Raw genomic sequence first — 17969 nt, forward strand, 5'->3', positions numbered from 1 at the left:
GGAAAGACGATGGCGGATTCAATAAAACCCCCACCCGCAGCCCTTGGCCTGCACCCCAGACACCCGCTGACCGGCGGCCACCGCAATACCGTCTGGCTGTGCGACGGGCCGCAAGGCCCGGTCGTCGCCAAATCCACCCGCCGGACCGAAGCGCAATTGCGCTGGCTAACCCCCTTGCACCACGCCGCCCGCGCTGCAGGCTTCCTTGTCCCCAGCCTGAAGCAAAGCCCCTCCGGCCACGTCCTGCATCAAGGCTGGACCATCGAGCCTTGGGTTCAGGGCCGCGCCGCCCAAACCTCTGACATGGCCGCCCTCGTCTCACGCATCCGTGCCTTTCACGCCACCTGCCCGGTGCTGCCTCAGCGTCCCGGCTTTTGCAGCCTGCCCGAACTCATCACCCAGATCCGCAGCGGCGACATTGACCTCACTCCGCTGCCCGCCAATATCCTGCCCGATCTGCGCAACGCATGGGCTGCCGTCAAAGATGCCCTTGCCCAACCGATCCACGGCGATCTTGGCCCGGCCAATGTGATCCTGACAGATGGCGGCCCCTGCCTGATCGACTGGGACGAATCCCGCGTTGACCTTCCTGCGCTTGACCTCATCCACAGCGCCCCACAGCCGCCCGAAATCACCCGCGCACATCTCGCGCTGGAAATCGCCTCCTGCTGGCACTCCGAACCGGACCATGCCCGGCACCTGCTGGCCCGGTTCAGCCTTTCTACCAACGGTTCATAAAACCCACATCCCTAACGGAACCTTACCCGCGCCCCTTGCATTTCATCCGGGCACACCAAAGTCATGGCCATACCGAACCACAGGCCAACAGCCACCAACGGGGAAGCCATCTTGACCTATATCCTGTTCTGCATCGGCCTCGTCGCCCTGTTTCTGGGCGGCGAGTATCTGGTGCGCGGCGCATCGAATATTGCCCGCCACTTCAACCTGTCGCCCATGGTCATCGGCCTGACCATCGTGGGTTTTGGCACCTCGGCCCCCGAGCTTCTGGTCTCGGTCCAGGCCGCCCTTGCCGGTCAGCCCGCGATTGCCATCGGCAATGTGCTGGGCTCCAATATTGCCAACATCCTGCTCATCCTGGGGACATCAGCCGTCATCGCGGCGCTGATGATCCCCTTGCGCAAGGTCTGGCGCGATCTGGGCATCATGATCGTGGCCACCGCAGCACTCTGGGTCATGCTGCTGGATGGCGTGATCTCACGGGTTGACGGGGTGATCCTGCTGCTCGGTCTGGCGGTCTTCATGGTGATGGCCTTTGTGCTGGGCAAAGAGGAACCCGATCTTGACGCAGCACCCCCGGCAAAGATGTCGATCTCCATTGCGCAAACCCTTGGCGGGTTGGTCGTGCTGGTGATCGGCGCGCGCCTTCTGGTGGACAGCGCCACCATCATCGCACAGTCGTTCGGCGTGTCCGAAGCTGTGATCGCCCTCACCGTCGTCGCCGTCGGCACCAGCCTGCCGGAACTGGCAACATCGGTGATTGCGGCCTTTCGAAAGCAGACCGAAATCGCGGTCGGCAATGTGATCGGATCGAACATCTTCAACATCCTGTCGATCCTCGGCATCACCGCCCTGATCACCCCCATCCCCGCAGACCCGCGCTTTGCCAGCACTGACATGCCATGGGTTGCCGGAACCGCCGTCGTGCTGGTGCTGTTTGCCGTGCTGCTCAAGGGCATCCCCCGCCTTGCGGGCGTGGCCTTGCTGGCCGTCTACGCCGGATATGTCGGGCTGATGATGGCCTGATGCACCCGCACGCCCTCCCCGCCAGTGGCCATCACCGGCGGGGAGGGGGCGCGACTCACTTGTGGCCGCCGCCGCCTGCGGCGCGGAATTTTGCATAAATGTCCCTCACAAACACCCAAACGTAATAAAAAATCAAAAATAGCCTCCGTCAGGGACACTTTATTCTGTTTTTTGCGGTTGACGCCCCGAATGCGCCGCCATAGTTTGCCCAACGTAGGGTTTTGAGGGGGCGGCAATGCTGCATATTCTCGTACTTGGGGGTTTTTGGCGCATGGGCCGGTAACGGTTGACCATAACAGGTTCCCATGCGCCCCCGGAAACCCCGGGGGCTTTTTGTTGCGACAGATCAGGCCAGACTGGCACAGGCGGAGAGACGGACGATGACACAGACGGGGACACAGTCGATGACGGGACAGCAGGCAATGACCGGTGCCCGGATGGTGGTGCAGGCACTGAAAGATCAGGGCGTGGATGTGGTCTTTGGCTACCCCGGCGGCGCGGTCCTTCCGATCTATGACGAGATTTTCCAGCAAAACGACATCCGCCACATTCTGGTGCGCCACGAACAGGGCGCGATCCATATGGCCGAAGGCTATGCGCGCTCGACCGGCAAGGTCGGCGTGGCGCTGGTGACCTCGGGCCCCGGGGCCACCAATGCGGTGACCGGTCTGGTCGATGCGCTGATGGACTCGATCCCGATCGTGGTGTTGTCGGGTCAGGTGCCCACCTTCATGATCGGCACCGACGGGTTCCAGGAGGCCGATACCGTCGGCATCACCCGTCCCTGCACCAAGATGAACTGGCTGGTGAAAGACACCGCCGATCTGGCGGCCACCATCCATCAGGCGTTCCACGTCTCCCGCTCCGGCCGCCCCGGCCCGGTGCTGGTGGACATTCCAAAGGATGTGCAGTTCGCCACCTCGGACTATGTGGTGAAGGAAAAGATCAAGGTCAGCCATTACCAGCCAAAGCTGAAAGGCGACATCGACCAGATCACCCGTCTGGTGGAAATGCTGGAAACTGCCGAACGCCCGATCCTCTATACCGGGGGTGGCGTGATCAACTCCGGCCCCGCCGCCAGCCAACTGCTGCGCGAACTGGCCGAAGCCACCGGCTTTCCGGTGACCTCGACCCTGATGGGTCTGGGCGCCTATCCGGCGTCTGGCAAGAACTGGCTGGGCATGCTGGGCATGCACGGGCTCTATGAGGCCAATCTGGCGATGCACGGCTGCGATCTGATGATCAACATCGGCGCGCGCTTTGACGACCGCATCACCGGCCGGATCAAGGATTTCTCGCCGACCTCGCGCAAGGCGCATATCGACATCGACGCCTCCAGCATCAACAAAGTGATCCGTGTCGATGTGCCGATCCTCGGCGATGTCGGCCATGTGCTCGAAGACCTGCTGCGGATCTGGAAATCGCGGGGCCGCAAGGTCAACAAGGACGGTCTGGCGAAATGGTGGAAGCAGATCAACGAATGGCGGGCCGTGAAATGCCTGACCTACACCAACTCGACCGCCATCATCAAACCGCAATACGCGCTGGAACGGCTGGAGGCCCTGACCAAGGGCATGGACCGCTACATCACCACCGAGGTCGGCCAGCACCAGATGTGGGCCGCGCAGTTCCTTGGCTTTGAGGGCCCGAACCGCTGGATGACCTCCGGAGGCCTCGGCACCATGGGCTACGGCCTGCCCGCCTCGATCGGTGTGCAGATCGCCCATCCGGAGGCGCTGGTGATCAACGTGGCCGGTGAGGCCAGCTGGCTGATGAACATGCAGGAAATGGGCACCGCCATGCAGTTCCGCGCGCCCGTGAAGCAGTTCATCCTGAACAACGAACGCCTTGGCATGGTGCGCCAGTGGCAGGAGTTGCTGCATGGTGAGCGCTATTCGCAAAGCTGGTCGGAATCGCTGCCCGATTTCGTGAAACTGGCCGAAGCCTTTGGCTGCAAAGGCATCAAGGTCAGCGACCCCAAGGATCTGGACGAAGCCATCATGGAAATGATCCGCTATGACGGCCCGGTGATCTTTGACTGTCTGGTGGAAAAGCACGAAAACTGCTTCCCGATGATCCCGTCGGGCAAACCGCATAATGAGATGCTGCTCGGTGACGCCGACACGCAGGGCGTGATCGGAGCCAAGGGCGCCGTGCTGGTGTGATTTCTTGCTGCAAACCCCGGGGGCTTTGCCCCCGGACCCCCAGGATATTTTCAGACAGAAAATGAAGGGAGAGGCGATGTCGCCGCTCAATATCAAACAAGGCTCGACCAGCCATTCCGCCTATGACCTGCGCGACCCCTATGCCGAGGTGATCGAGGCCCATACCCTTGCCGTGATCGTCGACAACGAGGCCGGGGTTCTGGCCCGCGTCATCGGCCTGTTCTCGGGGCGCGGTTACAACATCGACAGCCTGACCGTGGCCGAGGTCGACCACACCGGCCACCGCTCGCGCATCACCATCGTGACCCGGGGCACGCCGCAGATCATCGCGCAGATCAAGGCGCAACTGGCCCGCATCGTTCCGGTGCACGAAGTGCATGACCTGACCGAAGAAGGCCCCTCGGTGCAGCGCGAACTGGCGCTGTTCAAGGTGGTGGGCCGCGGCGAGCACCGGATCGAGGCCCTGCGTCTGGCCGAGATCTTCCGCGCTCATGTCGTGGATTCGACGCTGGAATCCTTTGTGTTCGAGATGACCGGCACGCCGGAAAAGATCGACAGCTTTGCCGAGTTGATGCGCCCCTTGGGCCTGCGCGAGATAGCGCGGACCGGGGTGGCAGCGCTGTCACGCGGTGTCTGACGGGCGCTGATCGTCGCCGGGTGCGGGATAAAGATACTCCCGCACCCGCGGCACCGCATCGGATCGGCGCGCGATCTGCATCTGGAACAGCACCATGCCCATATCGGTAAAGCTGACCTCGGCGGCGATCAGGTAATACCACCACATCCTGACAAAACGGTCGTCGAACATATCGCGCACACGCGGCTCGTTGGCCCGAAAGCGTTGCTGCCAATGGCGCAGCGTGCGCTCGTAATGCCCGCGCCAGACTTCCAGATCGGCGACCACCAGCCCGGCGCGTTCCACCCTTGGGATCACCTCGGAAAACGCCGGCGCATAGCCGCCGGGAAAGATATACTTCTGAAACCACGGCGACAGCACGCGCGGCGGCGTATGCCGCCCGATGAAATGGATCAGTCCGACGCCATCTTCCGCCAGCACCCCATGGATCTTGTCGAAATAGGCCTGATACTGCGGCACGCCGACATGCTCCATCATACCCACGCTCACCACCCGGTCAAAGCGGTCGGGCACATGGCGGTAGTCCTGCAACCGAAACGCCACCCGGTCGCTCAGCCCCATCGCCGCCGCCCGGGACCGCGCCGCCTCCAGTTGCACCTGTGACAGGGTGATCCCGGTGACATGCACCCCATGCGCGCGCGCCAGATACAGCGCCAGCCCGCCCCAGCCGCAGCCGATGTCCAGCACCCGCAACCCCGGCCGCAGGCAGAGCTTGGCCGCGATATGTGCCATCTTGGCCGCCTGCGCGGCTTCGAGTGTCATCGCGTCATCGCGGAAATAGGCGCAGGTGTATTGCAGGTCTTCTTCCATGAAGAGCGCGTAGAACGCATCGGGAATGTCATAGTGATGCTGCACCCGGCGCCGGGCCAAGTGCAGCGTGTTCCACTGCATCAGCCCTTTGGTCCGCACCCGCAGGCCATGCGCCAGCCGCATTGGCAAGGGCAGCCGCCCGGACTGCGCCGAGCGCGCCGCGATCTGCAGGAACCCCCGCAGATCATCATCTGACGGAAAGCTCAGGCCCCCGTCCATATACCCCTCTCCCAGCGCCATCTGCGGGTTGAGCAGGATACGCCGCGGCAAGGCCGGGTCGGTGATCATCAGCTGCGCCTCGGGGCCGGTACCTGCGCCGGGGCCATAACTGCCCATGCGGCCATCGGGAAAGCGCACATGCAAACGGCCCTGGCGGATGCCCCGGTCCAGTACAGCCTGCAACGCTCTGATCCACATCGCCCGTCCCCGCACCATTTACGTCTTGTGACAACAGCGTAATAAGGGCGCGTAAGCATGGAAAGGCGTTTTCAGCGCCCCTCGAAATCCGCCGGGCGTTTGTCAAGGAAGGCCACGACGCCCTCCATGAAATCGCGGGTCTGACCGCAAGCGCCTTGCAGCCGCGCCTCCAGCGCCAGCTGCGCCTCCAGATCATTGGCGTAGCTTTGCCGCAGTGCCTGTTTCACACCGTGATAGGCCACCGTCGGGCCATTGGCCAAGGCGCCCGCGCGGGCGGCGATATGGGCGGCAAAGCCATCGTCCGCCACCACTTCCCAGATCATGCCCCAGTCAGCGGCCTGCTGTGCAGAGATCTTGTCGGCAAACAGCATCGCCCCCATGGCGCGGGCAAAGCCGACCTGACGCGGCAGCCAATAGGTGCCGCCCGCATCCGGCATCAGGCCGATCCGTGTGAACGCCTGAATGAAACTGGCGCTCTGCGCCGCGATCACCACATCGCAGGCCAACGCCAGATTGGCCCCGGCCCCCGCCGCCGCGCCATTCACGGCGGCAATGGTCGGCACCGGGCACTCCATGATCGCGCGCAGCAGCGGCTCGTATTCGTCGCGCAGGGTGCGTTCCAGATCAATCTCGGCGATCCTGGCTCGGTCGCCCAGATCCTGACCCGAGCAGAACGCCCGCCCGGTCCCGGTCAGCACGATGACGCGGGCCGATCTGGCGCCATGGCGCATCGCATCCAGCAGCTCCGCCCGCATCTGGCTGGACAGCGCATTCATCACCTCGGGCCGGTTCAGGGCAACGGTTGTGATGCCGCCGTCTTCGGTGACGCTGATCGTCTGATAATCCATGTGGCCCCCTGAGTGTTTGAGCGCCAGACTAACCGCAGCCGCCCCCAAGAAAAGACCAAACGCCGCGTCACTTGCAGGCGTCACCCAAGCCCGGAGCTACTTATTCATCAACTCGCGCAGCCGCGCCTGTTCGTCAGCGGTCAGCGCCTCGGCCGGGGCCACAGCCTGCCCGCGCCTGCGGATATAGAGGAATGCCCCCAGCCCGCCCAGCAGCAACACCCCCGGCCCGGCCAGCCACAGGATCAGGTTTGCGCCCTCGGCCCTCGGGTTGAACAGCACGAATTCGCCGTAGCGGCTGACCACAAAGTCGATCACCTCGGCATCCGTATCCCCCGCCATGATCCGCTCGCGCACCACCAGCCGCAGATCGCGGCTGATCGGGGCGTTGGAATCGTCAATCGACTCGCCCTGGCACACCGGGCAGCGCAGATCACGGCTGATGGCGCGTGCGCGCGCCTCCAATGCCGGATCGGCCAGCACCTCGTCGGGTTGCACCGCAAAGGCGGGCGACAGCGGCGCGAAGGCCAGCATCAGGACCAGCAGGAACCGCGTCATGCGCCTCACTCCGCCGGAACCGCAGCGGTGCGACGGCTCGCCCCCGCCGCCACCCGGTAGCGCCGGTCCGACAGGCTCAGGAAGCCGCCAAACGCCATGATCAGACAGCCGCCCCACAGCCAGTTGGCAAAGGGCTCGATGTAGGACCGCACCGCATAGCCGCCGCCATCCTGCGGATCACCGATCACCAGATAGATGTCGCGCAGGAACCCGTAGTCAATCGCGGCCTCGGTCGTCGGCATCGCCTGCACCGGATAGAACCGCTTTTCCGGGGTCAGCGTCGCCACCAGCGCGCCATCGCGGCGCACCACCATCGTCGCCTGCGTGCTCCGGTAATTCGGCCCCTGCACCTCTTCGACCGATTGCAGCGTCACCTCATACGGCCCCAGCGGATAGCTGGCCCCCTCTTGCACGATGCGGATGTCTTCGGTCTTCCACGCCAACATGGCGCAGACCGCAAACACCGTGATGCCCATTCCGGCATGGGCCGTCACCTTGCCCCAGTCAGCGCGCGGCAGACGCCCCAGCCGGGCGATCCGGCCCGCAACCGGGCCGCGCCCGGTCCGGCTCCACAGATCAATGCCAGCCCCCAGCACCACCCAGATGCCAAGCGCCACACCCACCGGCCCCAGCGCCGTGCGCCCGGTCTGCATCGCCCAGACCAGCGCGCCGACTGAAAACGCCAGCAGCATCGCCGGGATCAAGGGCCGCATCCCGCGCACCAGTTCGCCGCGCTTCCACGGCATCATCGCCCCGATGGGCAGGATCACCGCCAGCGCCACGGCAAAGGGCGAAAACGCCGCGTTGAAAAATGGCTCCCCCACACTCAGCTTGCGGTCAAAGAACAGCTCGGCCAGCAGCGGCCAGATCGTGCCGATGAACACCACAAAGGCCGCCACCGACAAAAGCAGGTTGTTGGCCACCAGCGCCGACTCGCGGCTGACCATGGCAAACAGCCCCTTGGCCTCCATCGTGCCGGCGCGGAACGCAAACAGCGTCAGCGCCCCGCCCATGAACACCGCCAGAATCATCAGGATGAACACCCCGCGTTCCGGGTCATTGGCAAAGGAATGGACCGAAGTGATCACCCCGGACCGCACGATGAACGTGCCGATCAGCGAAAAGCCGAACGCCATGATCGCCAGCAAAATGGTCCACGCCTTCAGGCTTTCGCGCTTTTCCACCACAATCGCCGAATGCAGCAGGGCAGCCGCCAGCAACCACGGCATGAAGGACGCATTCTCCACCGGATCCCAGAACCAGAACCCGCCCCAGCCAAGCTCATAATAGGCCCACCAAGAGCCCAGAGCGATGCCAATGGTCAGGAATATCCACGCTGCAAGCGTCCATGGCCGCACCCAGCGCCCCCAGGCCGCATCAACCCGCCCCTCGATCAAGGCGGCCACGGCAAAGGAAAACGCCATGCTCAACCCGACATAGCCCAGATACAGAAACGGCGGATGAAACGCGAGGCCGGGGTCTTGCAGCAGCGGGTTCAGATCCTGCCCGTCCAGCGGCGGCACCGCAAGCCGCAGAAACGGGTTCGAGGTGAACAGCATGAAGGTCAGAAACGCGACGCCAATCGAGCCCTGAACCGCAATCACCCGCGCCTTGAGCGTCGGCGGCAGGTTGCCGCCAAACCACGCCGCACAGGCCCCGAACAGCGCCAGGATCAGCGCCCAAAGCAACAGCGACCCCTCATGGTTGCCCCAGACACCCGAGATCTTGTAGAGCATCGGCTTCAGCGTATGCGAATTCTGCACCACCAGAACCAAGGAAAAGTCTGAGGTAACAAAGGCGTAGGTCAGTGCCGCAAAACTGGCCGCGATCAGCACGAACTGGATCATCGCTGCCGGTTCCGCCACCGCCATCAGTGCCGCATTGCGCCGGTACGCGCCCCACATCGGCACCAGCATCTGCACCACCGCAACCGCCAGAGCCAGAACCAAGGCAAAGTGACCAAATTCAACGATCATGCGAACCCCCCGCGCGTTCAGACCACCTTATGCCCAAACCCCGCCACGCGCCATGGGATGCGCGCCCGTGTCGCGGTCACAGTTACGCGGGGGCTTTGAACCGACATCTGAGGCAAATCGTCCAGCATACCGGGACACGGTCACAGCGGGCTGGCACCGCTACGGACGGCTGATCCGCCCGCCCCCCACCGCCGCCGGAACCCCGGTGGTCGCCGGGGCCGAGGTGGGCAGCCCGCGCATCACCCGCACCGCAAGACAGGCAAAGGCCTGCGCCTCCAGCATGTCGCCGTTCAGCCCGATGGCCTCTACCGGCTCCACGCTCAGCCCCATCCGCGCGGACAAGGCCGCCATCATTGCCGCATTGTGCCGCCCGCCGCCACAGACCAGTACCCGGGCGACAGGCTTTGGAAAATGCTCCGCCCCGCGCGCCACAGCCGCCGCGGCACAGGCGGTCAGGGTCGCGGCGGCATCGGCATCGGAAAGATGGGAAACGGCAGGCAGCAGGTTTGGAAAATCGTTCCGGTCCAGTGACTTTGGCGGCATCTTGAAGAAATAGGGATGGGTCAGAAACGCCGTCACCACGCCTTCATCCACCGTGCCAGACGCCGCCAACTGACCGCCCGCGTCCTGTGCCAACCCGCGCCGCGCCAGCATCAGATCATTCAGCGGCGCATTGGCCGGGCCGGTGTCAAACGCCATCAGCGCGCCCGGCAGCTCTGGCCTGTCAACACCCGGATCAACCCAGGTCAGGTTGCCCACACCACCAAGGTTCAGAAACGCCACCGGCGCCTCAAGCCCGGCAAAACGGGCGCAGGCATGGTGAAAGAATGGGGCCAACGGCGCGCCCTGCCCGCCCATCTGCACATCGTTTGACCGGAAGTCCCACACCACCGGAATCCCAAGCACCTCGGCCAGCAGCGCCCCGTTGCCGGCCTGATGTGTGCCCCGCCCACGCGGATCATGCGCAAGGGTCTGGCCATGAAACCCCACCACCTCCACACCGGAAAACCGCGCCAGCACCTCGGCATGGGCGGTCTCCACCAGCTCCGCCGCTTCGGCCACGCCCGCATCCCCCGGCCAGCGACCAAAGGCGCTGCGGATCACCGCGCGTTCCTCTTCGGTATAGGCGCGGTAAGCATCGGGGCCGAATTCGCTGATGCCATGACCATCGGTCAGCACCAACGCCGCATCCACCCCATCCAGAGAGGTGCCCGACATCGCCCCCAAAGCCCAGATCGGTCCCGAACCTCGCATCTTCCCTTGCGCCCCCCGCACCGCTATACCGCCCGGAAGTATGACACGAGGACGCTATGACCTACCATCCGAAATCAGACTTCATGCGCGTGATGATGACCCGTGGCTTTCTGGCCGATTGCACGGATTATCAGGCGCTGGACGAGGCGTTTCTGAACGGGGTCGTGCCCGCCTATATCGGCTATGATGCGACAGCGGCCTCGCTGCATGTCGGGCACCTTCTGAACATCATGGTGCTGCGCTGGTTGCAGAAATGCGGCCACAAGCCGATCACCCTGATGGGCGGCGGCACGACAAAGGTGGGTGACCCCAGCTTCCGTGCCGAAGAGCGCCCGCTGCTGACGCCGGAAAAGATCGACGAGAACATCGCCGGGATGCAGCAGGTCTTTGCCCGCTACCTGTCCTACGGCGACGGGCCGACCGATGCCATCATGCTCAACAATGCCGAATGGCTGGATCATCTGAACTATCTGGAATTCCTGCGCGACATCGGGCGGCATTTCAGTGTGAACCGGATGCTGTCGTTTGACTCTGTGAAATCGCGGCTGGACCGCGAGCAATCGCTGTCCTTCCTCGAATTCAACTACATGATCCTGCAGGCCTATGATTTCCTTGAAATCAACCGCCGCTATGGCTGCCTGTTGCAGATGGGCGGCTCGGACCAGTGGGGCAATATCGTCAACGGCGTCGATCTGACCCGCCGGGTGGTGGATCATGAGGTGTACGGCCTGACCACGCCGCTGCTGACCACCTCTGACGGGCGCAAGATGGGCAAATCGGCCAATGGTGCGGTCTGGCTGAATGGCGCGATGCTCTCACCCTATGAGTTCTGGCAGTTCTGGCGCAACTCCACCGATGCGGACGTCGGCCGCTTCCTCAAGCTGTTCACCGAACTGCCGCTGGAAGAGTGCGAGCGTCTTGGCGCGCTGCAAGGCGCCGAGATCAACGCGGCCAAGGTGATCCTCGCCAATGAGGTGACCACCCTGCTGCACGGGGTTGAGGCAGCACAGGCCGCCGAGGCGACTGCGCGCGAAGTGTTCGAGATGGGCGGCATCGGCGACGATCTGCCAACCGTCAGCCTGTCGCCCGAGGAAATCTCGGAGGGCATCGGCATCGTGCAACTGTTCGTGCGCGCAGGGCTCTCGGCCAGCGGCAAGGATGCCAAACGCCTGATCTCCGAAGGCGGGGCACGGGTGAATGATGACATCGTGACCGACAGCGGCCGCCGCTTTGGCGCGGGCGATCTGGCCGAACCGCTGAAACTGACGGCAGGCAAGAAGCGCCACGCACTGGTGACGCTGGGCTAGGCCCCCACCCCCATCCCCTCCCCACAGAGGGGGAGGGGAGGCTCTGACTTGTCAGCGTCATTTGCGGCGGCTAGGGTTGCGACAAAGCCCTTTGCCAAGGATACTCCGGCATGATCCGCCCCAACGCCTTTTCCGCCGCTGGCCGCTTCTGGCGCGGCAATCTTCACACCCATTCCACCCGCTCGGATGGCGTATTGTCACCGGAAGAGGTCTGCCGCCGCTACCGGGCCGAAGGCTATGATTTTCTGGCGCTGACCGACCATTTTGTCGGCTGCTATGATTACCCCATCGTCGATACCCTGCCCTTCCGCAGTGATGGTTTCACCACCATCCTTGGCGCCGAGCTGCACTCCGGCGCGATGGCCAATGGTGAGCTGTGGCACATCCTCGCCGTTGGCCTGCCAGCCGATTTCGCGCCCTCCGACAGCCCGGATTTCCACCCCAAACCGGGGCAGGAAACCGCCGCCGAATTGGCCGCCCGCGCCGTCGCCGCCGGGGCCTTTGTCGCCATCGCCCACCCGCAATGGTCCGGGCTGACGCTCGCCGATGCGCGCGCCGTTACCGCCGCCCATGCGGTCGAGATCTACAACCACGGCTGCGCCATGGGCTGCGACCGGCCCGACGGCACCGCCATCGCCGACCTGTTGCTGACCGAAGGCCGCCCCCTGAGCATGATCGCCACCGATGACGCGCATTTCTACGAACCCGACCATTTCGGCGGTTGGGTGATGGTGAAATCCGCTGAAAACACGCCCGAGGCTTTGCTGACCGCTTTGAAAGCCGGAGACTTCTACTCCAGTCAGGGACCGGAGCTGCGCGACATCCGTCTGACCGACGACCGGATCGAGGTCGACAGCTCCGCCGTCGCCGCGATGATCGTCCAAGGTCAGGGCACTGCCGCCCGGGCCGTGCATGGCCATTCGATGACCACTGCCGCACTGGACCTGTCACGCTTTGGCGACAGCCCCTGGCTGCGCGTTACCCTGATGGATGCTGCCGGCAAAAAGGCCTGGTCCAACCCGATCTGGCGCTAGCGCTGGCTACATCTGAGGGAGCGCTCCGCGCGGGAGTATTTGGGCCAAGATGAATGCAGCAGGAAAGGCTGCTGTCATCTTGGCCAGAAATACTCCGGGGTGGCCGATTGGTTGCTTCATTGGGTCGAGATCCCAACCGACCGGAGAGCAGCACGCATCACTCCAGCCGTGCCGGAAATCCCTCTGCCCGCAGATCGGTGCCAAGCGCGTCTTCCAGCAGCTTGACCACTTGCGTCGACTGCGCCGACCCGCCATAGGCGGCGCGCCCCTTTACAAAGGTCTGCATGGTCTGGCCCGCCAGATCCAGCGGCACGCCGAATTCCTGCCCGAACCCCATGGCAAAGCCGAGGTCTTTCAGCGCGAGATCCATGGTGAAGGCGATGTCATAGCTGCCGTTCAGGATCAGCTGGCCTTCGGTCTCATGCACGAAACTGCTGCCGGAAGAGGCGGCAATCGCCTCCCACGCGGTTTTCAGATCCAGCCCTCCACGCCTTGCCAGCATCAGCGCCTCGCCATCCGCCACCAGATGGATGAATGCCAGCATATTGGTGATCACCTTGATCACCGCAGCCGACCCCAGCGGCCCCATGTGGAACAGCCGGTTGCCGATTGCCATCAGGGCGGCGCGGTGCTGCTCCAGCAGATCGGCGTCGCCGCCGACCAGCACGGTGATCTCCCCCCGCGCGGCCAGATGCACGCCGCCTGTCACCGGCGCCTCCAGCATCCGCAGACCTGCGGCATGGGCAAGGCCCGCCAGCCGCAGCACATCCTCGCGGCCGAGGGTGGAGTTCTCCACCCATGTCATCCCAGGACGCGCCGTGGCCAACACCTGCGCCAGCACCGCCTCGGACACAGCGGGAGACGGCAGGCAGGTGAACACATGATCCACCTGCGACGCAAGTTCACCGGGGCTGCCCGCCACCCCTGCCCCCATCACCCGGTGCCGCTCTGCAAGCCCCGGATCACGGTCATACACCACCATCTGGTGCCCCGCGCGGATCAGGCTGGCCGCCAGATGCCCGCCCAGATTGCCCAATCCGATATAGCCGATCTTCATCTTGCGTCTCCGCTTGTGGCGCGCCTCACTGAAAATGAATCCGGTACTTCGCCCGGATCGCCGCATCTACCTCAGGCGCGACCCGGCAGCCCGCCTTTGCCAAAATCGCATTCTTGCGCTCCAGCGCCTTTTCCAGCAGCTGCGGCTTGCCCGCCTCGGTCCACTCCTTCGGGCTCATCCGGTTGCCCACCACCGGATAGGTGTATTCGGTCTGCATCAGTCGCAGCGTCTGATCTGACCCAAGGTAATGCCCCGGTCCGCCCAGACAGACCTCTTTCATCGCCTCTATGCTGGTGCTGTCCTCGGTCACGTCGATCCCGCGTACGCAACGCATCGCCTGCCCCAGCAGATCATCACCCAGCACCAGCGATTCCAGACAGAACCCCAGCAGCGACGCATGCATCCCCACCGCCTCATAACACAGGTTGAGGCCCGCCAGACCGGCAAGGGTATTGGTGATCCCCTGCTCCCATCCTGCCTGCATGTCGGGCAGCTTGCTGTCAGAAATACCACTCGCCGCCCCGCCCGGCAGGTCGTAGAACCGGTGCATCTGCGCGCAACCTGCGGTCAGCAAGGCCTGCTCGGCAGAGCCGCCCGACATCGCCCCGGTGCGCAGATCACTGACGAAAGGCCAGGTGCCAAAGATGCAGGGCGCGCCCTTTTTGATCGAATTGGCATAGACCACCCCCGCCAGACATTCCGCCACCGCCTGCACAATGGTCAGCGCGATTGGTGCGGGCGCGGTCGCCCCGGCCTGCCCCGCCGACAGCAGCAGCATCGGCATCCCACGCCGGATGCAATCTTCCATCGTGATGCAGCTTTCCTCGGCGAACTTCATCGGCGGTACGACAAAGCAATTGGAATTGCTGACAAAAGGCCGCTCCAGCCATTTCTCCTCGCCGCCGGCCACCATGTAGAGCATGTCAAAACAATCCGCGACATGCGACGGGTCGCTGAACGAGGTGCCGACATGCTTCACGGTGCCCGCAAGGCAGCCATAAAGCGTGTTCAGATCCATGTCGCGGTTGTCCACCACATCGCGGCAGACCATGGTGCGCTGGTAAAAGTGGATGTTGTCCAGATTGTCGACCAGCCGCGCCGCATCATACAGATCCTGCGCCGTGCTGTCGCGATACTCCAGCGTGAACGGGTCCACGATGTGCACCGCCGCCCCTGCGGTGCCGTAATGCACGTTGCTGCCGGTCAGATGCATGTCATGGCGCGGGTCACGGGCGTATAGCGTGATGTCGCGCGCCGCCACCGCAAGCATATCCTCGACCAGAGCGCGCGGAAACCGCAGCCGCCCGTCGCTACCCTGAATGGCCCCCGCCGCCGTCATGATCTCCACGCCCGAGGGCGGCGCCTGAGACAACCCGATCTCCTCCAGCGCTTGCAACGCCGCCTGATGGATCCGCGCCATCCCGGCCTCGGTCAGCGGCCGGTACTGCCCCCCCGGCATCCCCGGCCGAATGGGCCGCATCGCATCCGATAGCGGAGCCGAGCGCAACGCCACCCGCGCCCCCCGCCCCCCCGACCGCTTTGCCCGCGAGGGTTCACAAATATCCCCAATGTCACTCATGATCTTGCTCATTTTCTGTCTGAAAATATCCTCGGGGGGTCCGGGGGGCAGACAGCCCCCCGGCGCTGGTCACAGGCGCATCCGTTCGGATTTCGGATCATACATCGGCACCAAGGACACCTCCGCCGCGTATCGCCGCCCGGCAATCTCGATTTCGTACCGAGATCCCAGCACCTCCGCCGCGCTCTGCCCGGCGCAAGGCACATAACCCAAGCCCACAGCGCCACCCAAAGCATGGCCGTAATTGCCGCTGGTCACCGGCCCGACGATCTTGCCATCCCGCACAATCGCCTCGTTGTGAAAGATCATCGCCTCCGGATCGCGCACCAGAAACTGCATCATCCGCCGTGACACTCCGGCATCATCCTTGCGCAGCACCGCGTCGCGCCCGATGAACGCGGGCTTTTTGCGGCTGACAGCAAAGCCAAGCCCCGCCTCCAGCACATGATCCTCATCGGTGATGTCATGGCCGAAATGGCGGTAAGCCTTCTCGATCCGGCAAGAGTCCAGCGCATGCAGCCCGCACAGCGTCAGCTCCGGCGCGGCCTCCACCAGCGCCTCAAACACATGGCACGCCTGATCGGTCGGCACATAAAGTTCCCAGCCCAGCTCGCCGACATAAGACACCCGGTGCGCCCGCGCGAGTCCCATGCCGATCTCGATTTCCCGTGCTGTACCAAAGGGATGCGCTGCGTTACTGAAGTCCTGTGGTGACACCCGGCCCAGCACATCGCGCGAGCCCGGCCCCATCAGGCACAGCACCGCCTCGCCAGCGGTCACATCGGTGATCACCGCAAAATCCGTCCCCAGATGGCGGCGCAGCCAGGCCAGATCGCGCTGCAAGGTGGCCCCCGGCACCACCAGCAGGAATGCGGTTTCCGACAACCGCGTCACCGTCAGATCGCTCTCGATGCCGCCGCGCGCATTCAGCATCTGGGCATAGACCACGCGCCCGACCGCCACATCGACCTGAGCCGCACAGACCCGGTTCAGGAACGCGCAGGCACCCGGCCCCTCGACCCGGATCTTGCCAAAGCTGGTCATGTCGAACAGGCCAACGCCCGTCCGCACCGCCATATGCTCGGCGCGCTGGTTGTCAAACCAGTTCGCCCGGCCCCAGCCATAGCGATAGGCAGGCTCTTGCCCAGCGTGCGCAAACCAGTTCGCCCGCTCCCAACCCGCCACCTCGCCAAAGACCGCGCCGCGCGCCGCCAGCGCGTCATGCAGCGGCGAGCGCCGCACCCCCCGGCTGGTTGCCATCTGCCGGTAGGGGTAGTGATCGGCGTACAAGAGCCCCAGCGTCTCGCTGACCCTTTCTTTCAGATAGGCGCGGTTTTTCTGAAACGGCTGTGCCCGGCGGATATCCACCTCCCACAGATCGAACGGCGGCTCGCCGTGCGCGATCCAATGCGCCAGCGCCATCCCCGCCCCACCGCTCGAGGCAATGCCGATGGAGTTATACCCCGCCGCCACCCAATAGCCGCCAAGCTCCGGGGCCTCGCCCAGATAGTAGCGGTCATCGGGGGTAAAGCTCTCCGGTCCGTTGAAAAAGGTGTGAATCCCCGCCGTCTGGAACAGCGGCATCCGCTCCATTGCGGCCTCAAGGATCGGCTGGAAATGGTCCCAGTCCTCGGGCAGCGTATCAAACTCGAAATCCGCCCGGATACCGCCCATGCCCCAGGGCTTGGCCTTTGGCTCGAACGCCCCCAGCATCATCTTGCCCGCGTCAGATTTGTAATAGGCGCATTCATCAGGCACCCGCAGCACAGGCAAGTGGCCCAGACCGGCAATCGCCTCGGTCACCAGATAGAAATGCTCGCAGGCATGCAGCGGCACCGTCACGCCATTCTGCGCCGCAAGGTCACGTCCCCACATGCCGCCGCAATTGATCACCACATCGGCGGCGATATGGCCCGGCCCCTCGGCGCTGTCATACTCCACGCCCGTCACCCGGCCCGCCGCCGTGATCACCCGCGTCACCGCAACACCCTCGGCAATCACCGCGCCGCGCATCCGCGCACCCTTGGCCAGCGCCATGGCGATGTTGGCCGGGTCGCATTGCCCGTCCAACGGCAGATGCACCCCGCCCAGCACGTCGCCCACATTAAGATGCGGATACATCGCCTTGATCTCGGCGGGCGAAACCTCCCCCACCTCGACATCAAAAATCCGCGCCAGCGTCGCCTGCCGCCGCAGCTCTTCCATCCGGTCCGCTGTCAGCGCGACCGAAATGCTGCCCACCTGCCGCATGCCCGTCGCGATGCCAGTCTCTGCCTCCAGCCCGACATAAAGCCCCGCCGAATAGCGCGCCAAACGGGTCATATTGGCCGATCCGCGCAGCTGCCCGATCAGCCCCGCCGCATGCCAGGTCGTGCCCGAGGTCAGCCGCTTGCGTTCCAGCAGCACAATATCGGTCCACCCGGCCTTCGCCAGATGATAGGCGACCGAGCAGCCCGAGATGCCGCCCCCAATGATCACCGCCCGTGCCTTGTCCGGCAGCCCTGCCATTTTCTGTCTCCAAATATCCCACGGGGGTCCGGGGGTGTGAAACCCCCGGTCCTGTCCT

The 17969-nt window shown here is 64.3% G+C and carries 14 protein-coding genes; 6 read left to right on the forward strand and 8 right to left on the reverse strand.

What is annotated here, in order from left to right:
- The first annotated feature begins 9 nt into the window (after positions 1–9).
- From D1012_RS11745 to ilvN, 4 genes are all read left to right on the forward strand, one after another.
- Positions 10–738 carry a phosphotransferase gene (locus D1012_RS11745; protein WP_118152425.1) on the forward strand — a complete coding sequence of 243 codons (729 nt, stop codon included), beginning with the start codon at positions 10–12 and terminating at the stop codon, positions 736–738.
- Between the two features lie 111 nt (positions 739–849).
- On the forward strand, positions 850–1764 hold the full coding sequence (locus D1012_RS11750; RefSeq protein ID WP_118152830.1) for a calcium/sodium antiporter: 915 nt from the start codon (positions 850–852) through the stop codon (positions 1762–1764).
- Between the two features lie 404 nt (positions 1765–2168).
- Entirely contained in the window at positions 2169–3929 is a 1761-nt protein-coding gene (locus D1012_RS11755) for an acetolactate synthase 3 large subunit (RefSeq protein WP_118152427.1), read from the forward strand.
- A gap of 76 nt (positions 3930–4005) precedes the next feature.
- A complete protein-coding gene (ilvN, locus tag D1012_RS11760) occupies positions 4006–4566 on the forward strand; it encodes an acetolactate synthase small subunit (protein ID WP_118152832.1) in 561 nt (186 codons plus the stop codon).
- Here ilvN and D1012_RS11765 read toward each other — a convergent pair.
- From D1012_RS11765 to D1012_RS11785, 5 genes are all read right to left on the reverse strand, one after another.
- Entirely contained in the window at positions 4552–5793 is a 1242-nt protein-coding gene (locus D1012_RS11765) for an SAM-dependent methyltransferase (protein WP_118152429.1), read from the reverse strand. The two genes, ilvN and D1012_RS11765, sit on opposite strands and share 15 nt — an antisense overlap.
- Positions 5794–5864: 71 nt before the next feature.
- Positions 5865–6641, reverse strand: coding sequence for an enoyl-CoA hydratase-related protein (locus tag D1012_RS11770; RefSeq protein WP_118152431.1), 777 nt, complete (start codon positions 6639–6641; stop codon positions 5865–5867).
- Positions 6642–6737: 96 nt separating this feature from the next.
- Positions 6738–7196: a cytochrome c-type biogenesis protein gene (locus D1012_RS11775; RefSeq protein ID WP_118152433.1), complete on the reverse strand. Its 459-nt coding sequence runs from the start codon at positions 7194–7196 to the stop codon at positions 6738–6740.
- 5 nt (positions 7197–7201) lie between these two features.
- Positions 7202–9172, reverse strand: a complete 1971-nt coding sequence (locus D1012_RS11780; RefSeq protein ID WP_118152435.1) for a heme lyase CcmF/NrfE family subunit — start codon at positions 9170–9172, stop codon at positions 7202–7204.
- Positions 9173–9331: 159 nt separating this feature from the next.
- Positions 9332–10426, reverse strand: a complete 1095-nt coding sequence (locus D1012_RS11785) for an anhydro-N-acetylmuramic acid kinase (protein WP_118152437.1) — start codon at positions 10424–10426, stop codon at positions 9332–9334.
- A gap of 56 nt (positions 10427–10482) precedes the next feature.
- Between D1012_RS11785 and tyrS the strand changes: the two genes are divergently transcribed.
- Together tyrS and D1012_RS11795 are read left to right on the forward strand one after the other, a co-directional pair.
- Positions 10483–11733, forward strand: coding sequence for a tyrosine--tRNA ligase (tyrS, locus tag D1012_RS11790; RefSeq protein ID WP_118152439.1), 1251 nt, complete (start codon positions 10483–10485; stop codon positions 11731–11733).
- Between the two features lie 110 nt (positions 11734–11843).
- A complete protein-coding gene (locus tag D1012_RS11795; RefSeq protein WP_435530915.1) occupies positions 11844–12767 on the forward strand; it encodes a PHP domain-containing protein in 924 nt (307 codons plus the stop codon).
- A gap of 157 nt (positions 12768–12924) precedes the next feature.
- Here D1012_RS11795 and D1012_RS11800 read toward each other — a convergent pair whose 3' ends face one another.
- The 3 genes from D1012_RS11800 to D1012_RS11810 all read right to left on the reverse strand — a co-directional run bounded on the left by D1012_RS11800 (position 12925) and on the right by D1012_RS11810 (position 17911).
- A complete protein-coding gene (locus D1012_RS11800; protein ID WP_118152441.1) occupies positions 12925–13824 on the reverse strand; it encodes an NAD(P)-dependent oxidoreductase in 900 nt (299 codons plus the stop codon).
- A gap of 25 nt (positions 13825–13849) precedes the next feature.
- Entirely contained in the window at positions 13850–15403 is a 1554-nt protein-coding gene (locus D1012_RS11805) for a trimethylamine methyltransferase family protein (RefSeq protein WP_118152837.1), read from the reverse strand.
- Positions 15404–15472: 69 nt separating this feature from the next.
- On the reverse strand, positions 15473–17911 hold the full coding sequence (locus D1012_RS11810) for a GcvT family protein (RefSeq protein ID WP_118152443.1): 2439 nt from the start codon (positions 17909–17911) through the stop codon (positions 15473–15475).
- Positions 17912–17969 lie beyond the last annotated feature (58 nt).

It is taken from the genome of Pseudotabrizicola alkalilacus (assembly GCF_003443995.1).
Classification (GTDB): Bacteria; Pseudomonadota; Alphaproteobacteria; order Rhodobacterales; family Rhodobacteraceae; genus Pseudotabrizicola; species Pseudotabrizicola alkalilacus.

Coding starts and splice junctions, on each gene's coding strand:
- D1012_RS11745 (WP_118152425.1), top strand. CDS start 10: ATGGCGGATTCAATAAAACCCCCACCCGCAGCCCTTGGCCTGCACCCC.
- D1012_RS11755 (WP_118152427.1), top strand. CDS start 2,169: ATGACGGGACAGCAGGCAATGACCGGTGCCCGGATGGTGGTGCAGGCA.
- ilvN (WP_118152832.1), top strand. CDS start 4,006: ATGTCGCCGCTCAATATCAAACAAGGCTCGACCAGCCATTCCGCCTAT.
- D1012_RS11765 (WP_118152429.1), bottom strand. CDS start 5,793: ATGTGGATCAGAGCGTTGCAGGCTGTACTGGACCGGGGCATCCGCCAG.
- D1012_RS11770 (WP_118152431.1), bottom strand. CDS start 6,641: ATGGATTATCAGACGATCAGCGTCACCGAAGACGGCGGCATCACAACC.
- D1012_RS11775 (WP_118152433.1), bottom strand. CDS start 7,196: ATGACGCGGTTCCTGCTGGTCCTGATGCTGGCCTTCGCGCCGCTGTCG.
- D1012_RS11780 (WP_118152435.1), bottom strand. CDS start 9,172: ATGATCGTTGAATTTGGTCACTTTGCCTTGGTTCTGGCTCTGGCGGTT.
- D1012_RS11785 (WP_118152437.1), bottom strand. CDS start 10,426: ATGCGAGGTTCGGGACCGATCTGGGCTTTGGGGGCGATGTCGGGCACC.
- tyrS (WP_118152439.1), top strand. CDS start 10,483: ATGACCTACCATCCGAAATCAGACTTCATGCGCGTGATGATGACCCGT.
- D1012_RS11795 (WP_435530915.1), top strand. CDS start 11,844: ATGATCCGCCCCAACGCCTTTTCCGCCGCTGGCCGCTTCTGGCGCGGC.
- D1012_RS11800 (WP_118152441.1), bottom strand. CDS start 13,824: ATGAAGATCGGCTATATCGGATTGGGCAATCTGGGCGGGCATCTGGCG.
- D1012_RS11805 (WP_118152837.1), bottom strand. CDS start 15,403: ATGAGTGACATTGGGGATATTTGTGAACCCTCGCGGGCAAAGCGGTCG.
- D1012_RS11810 (WP_118152443.1), bottom strand. CDS start 17,911: ATGGCAGGGCTGCCGGACAAGGCACGGGCGGTGATCATTGGGGGCGGC.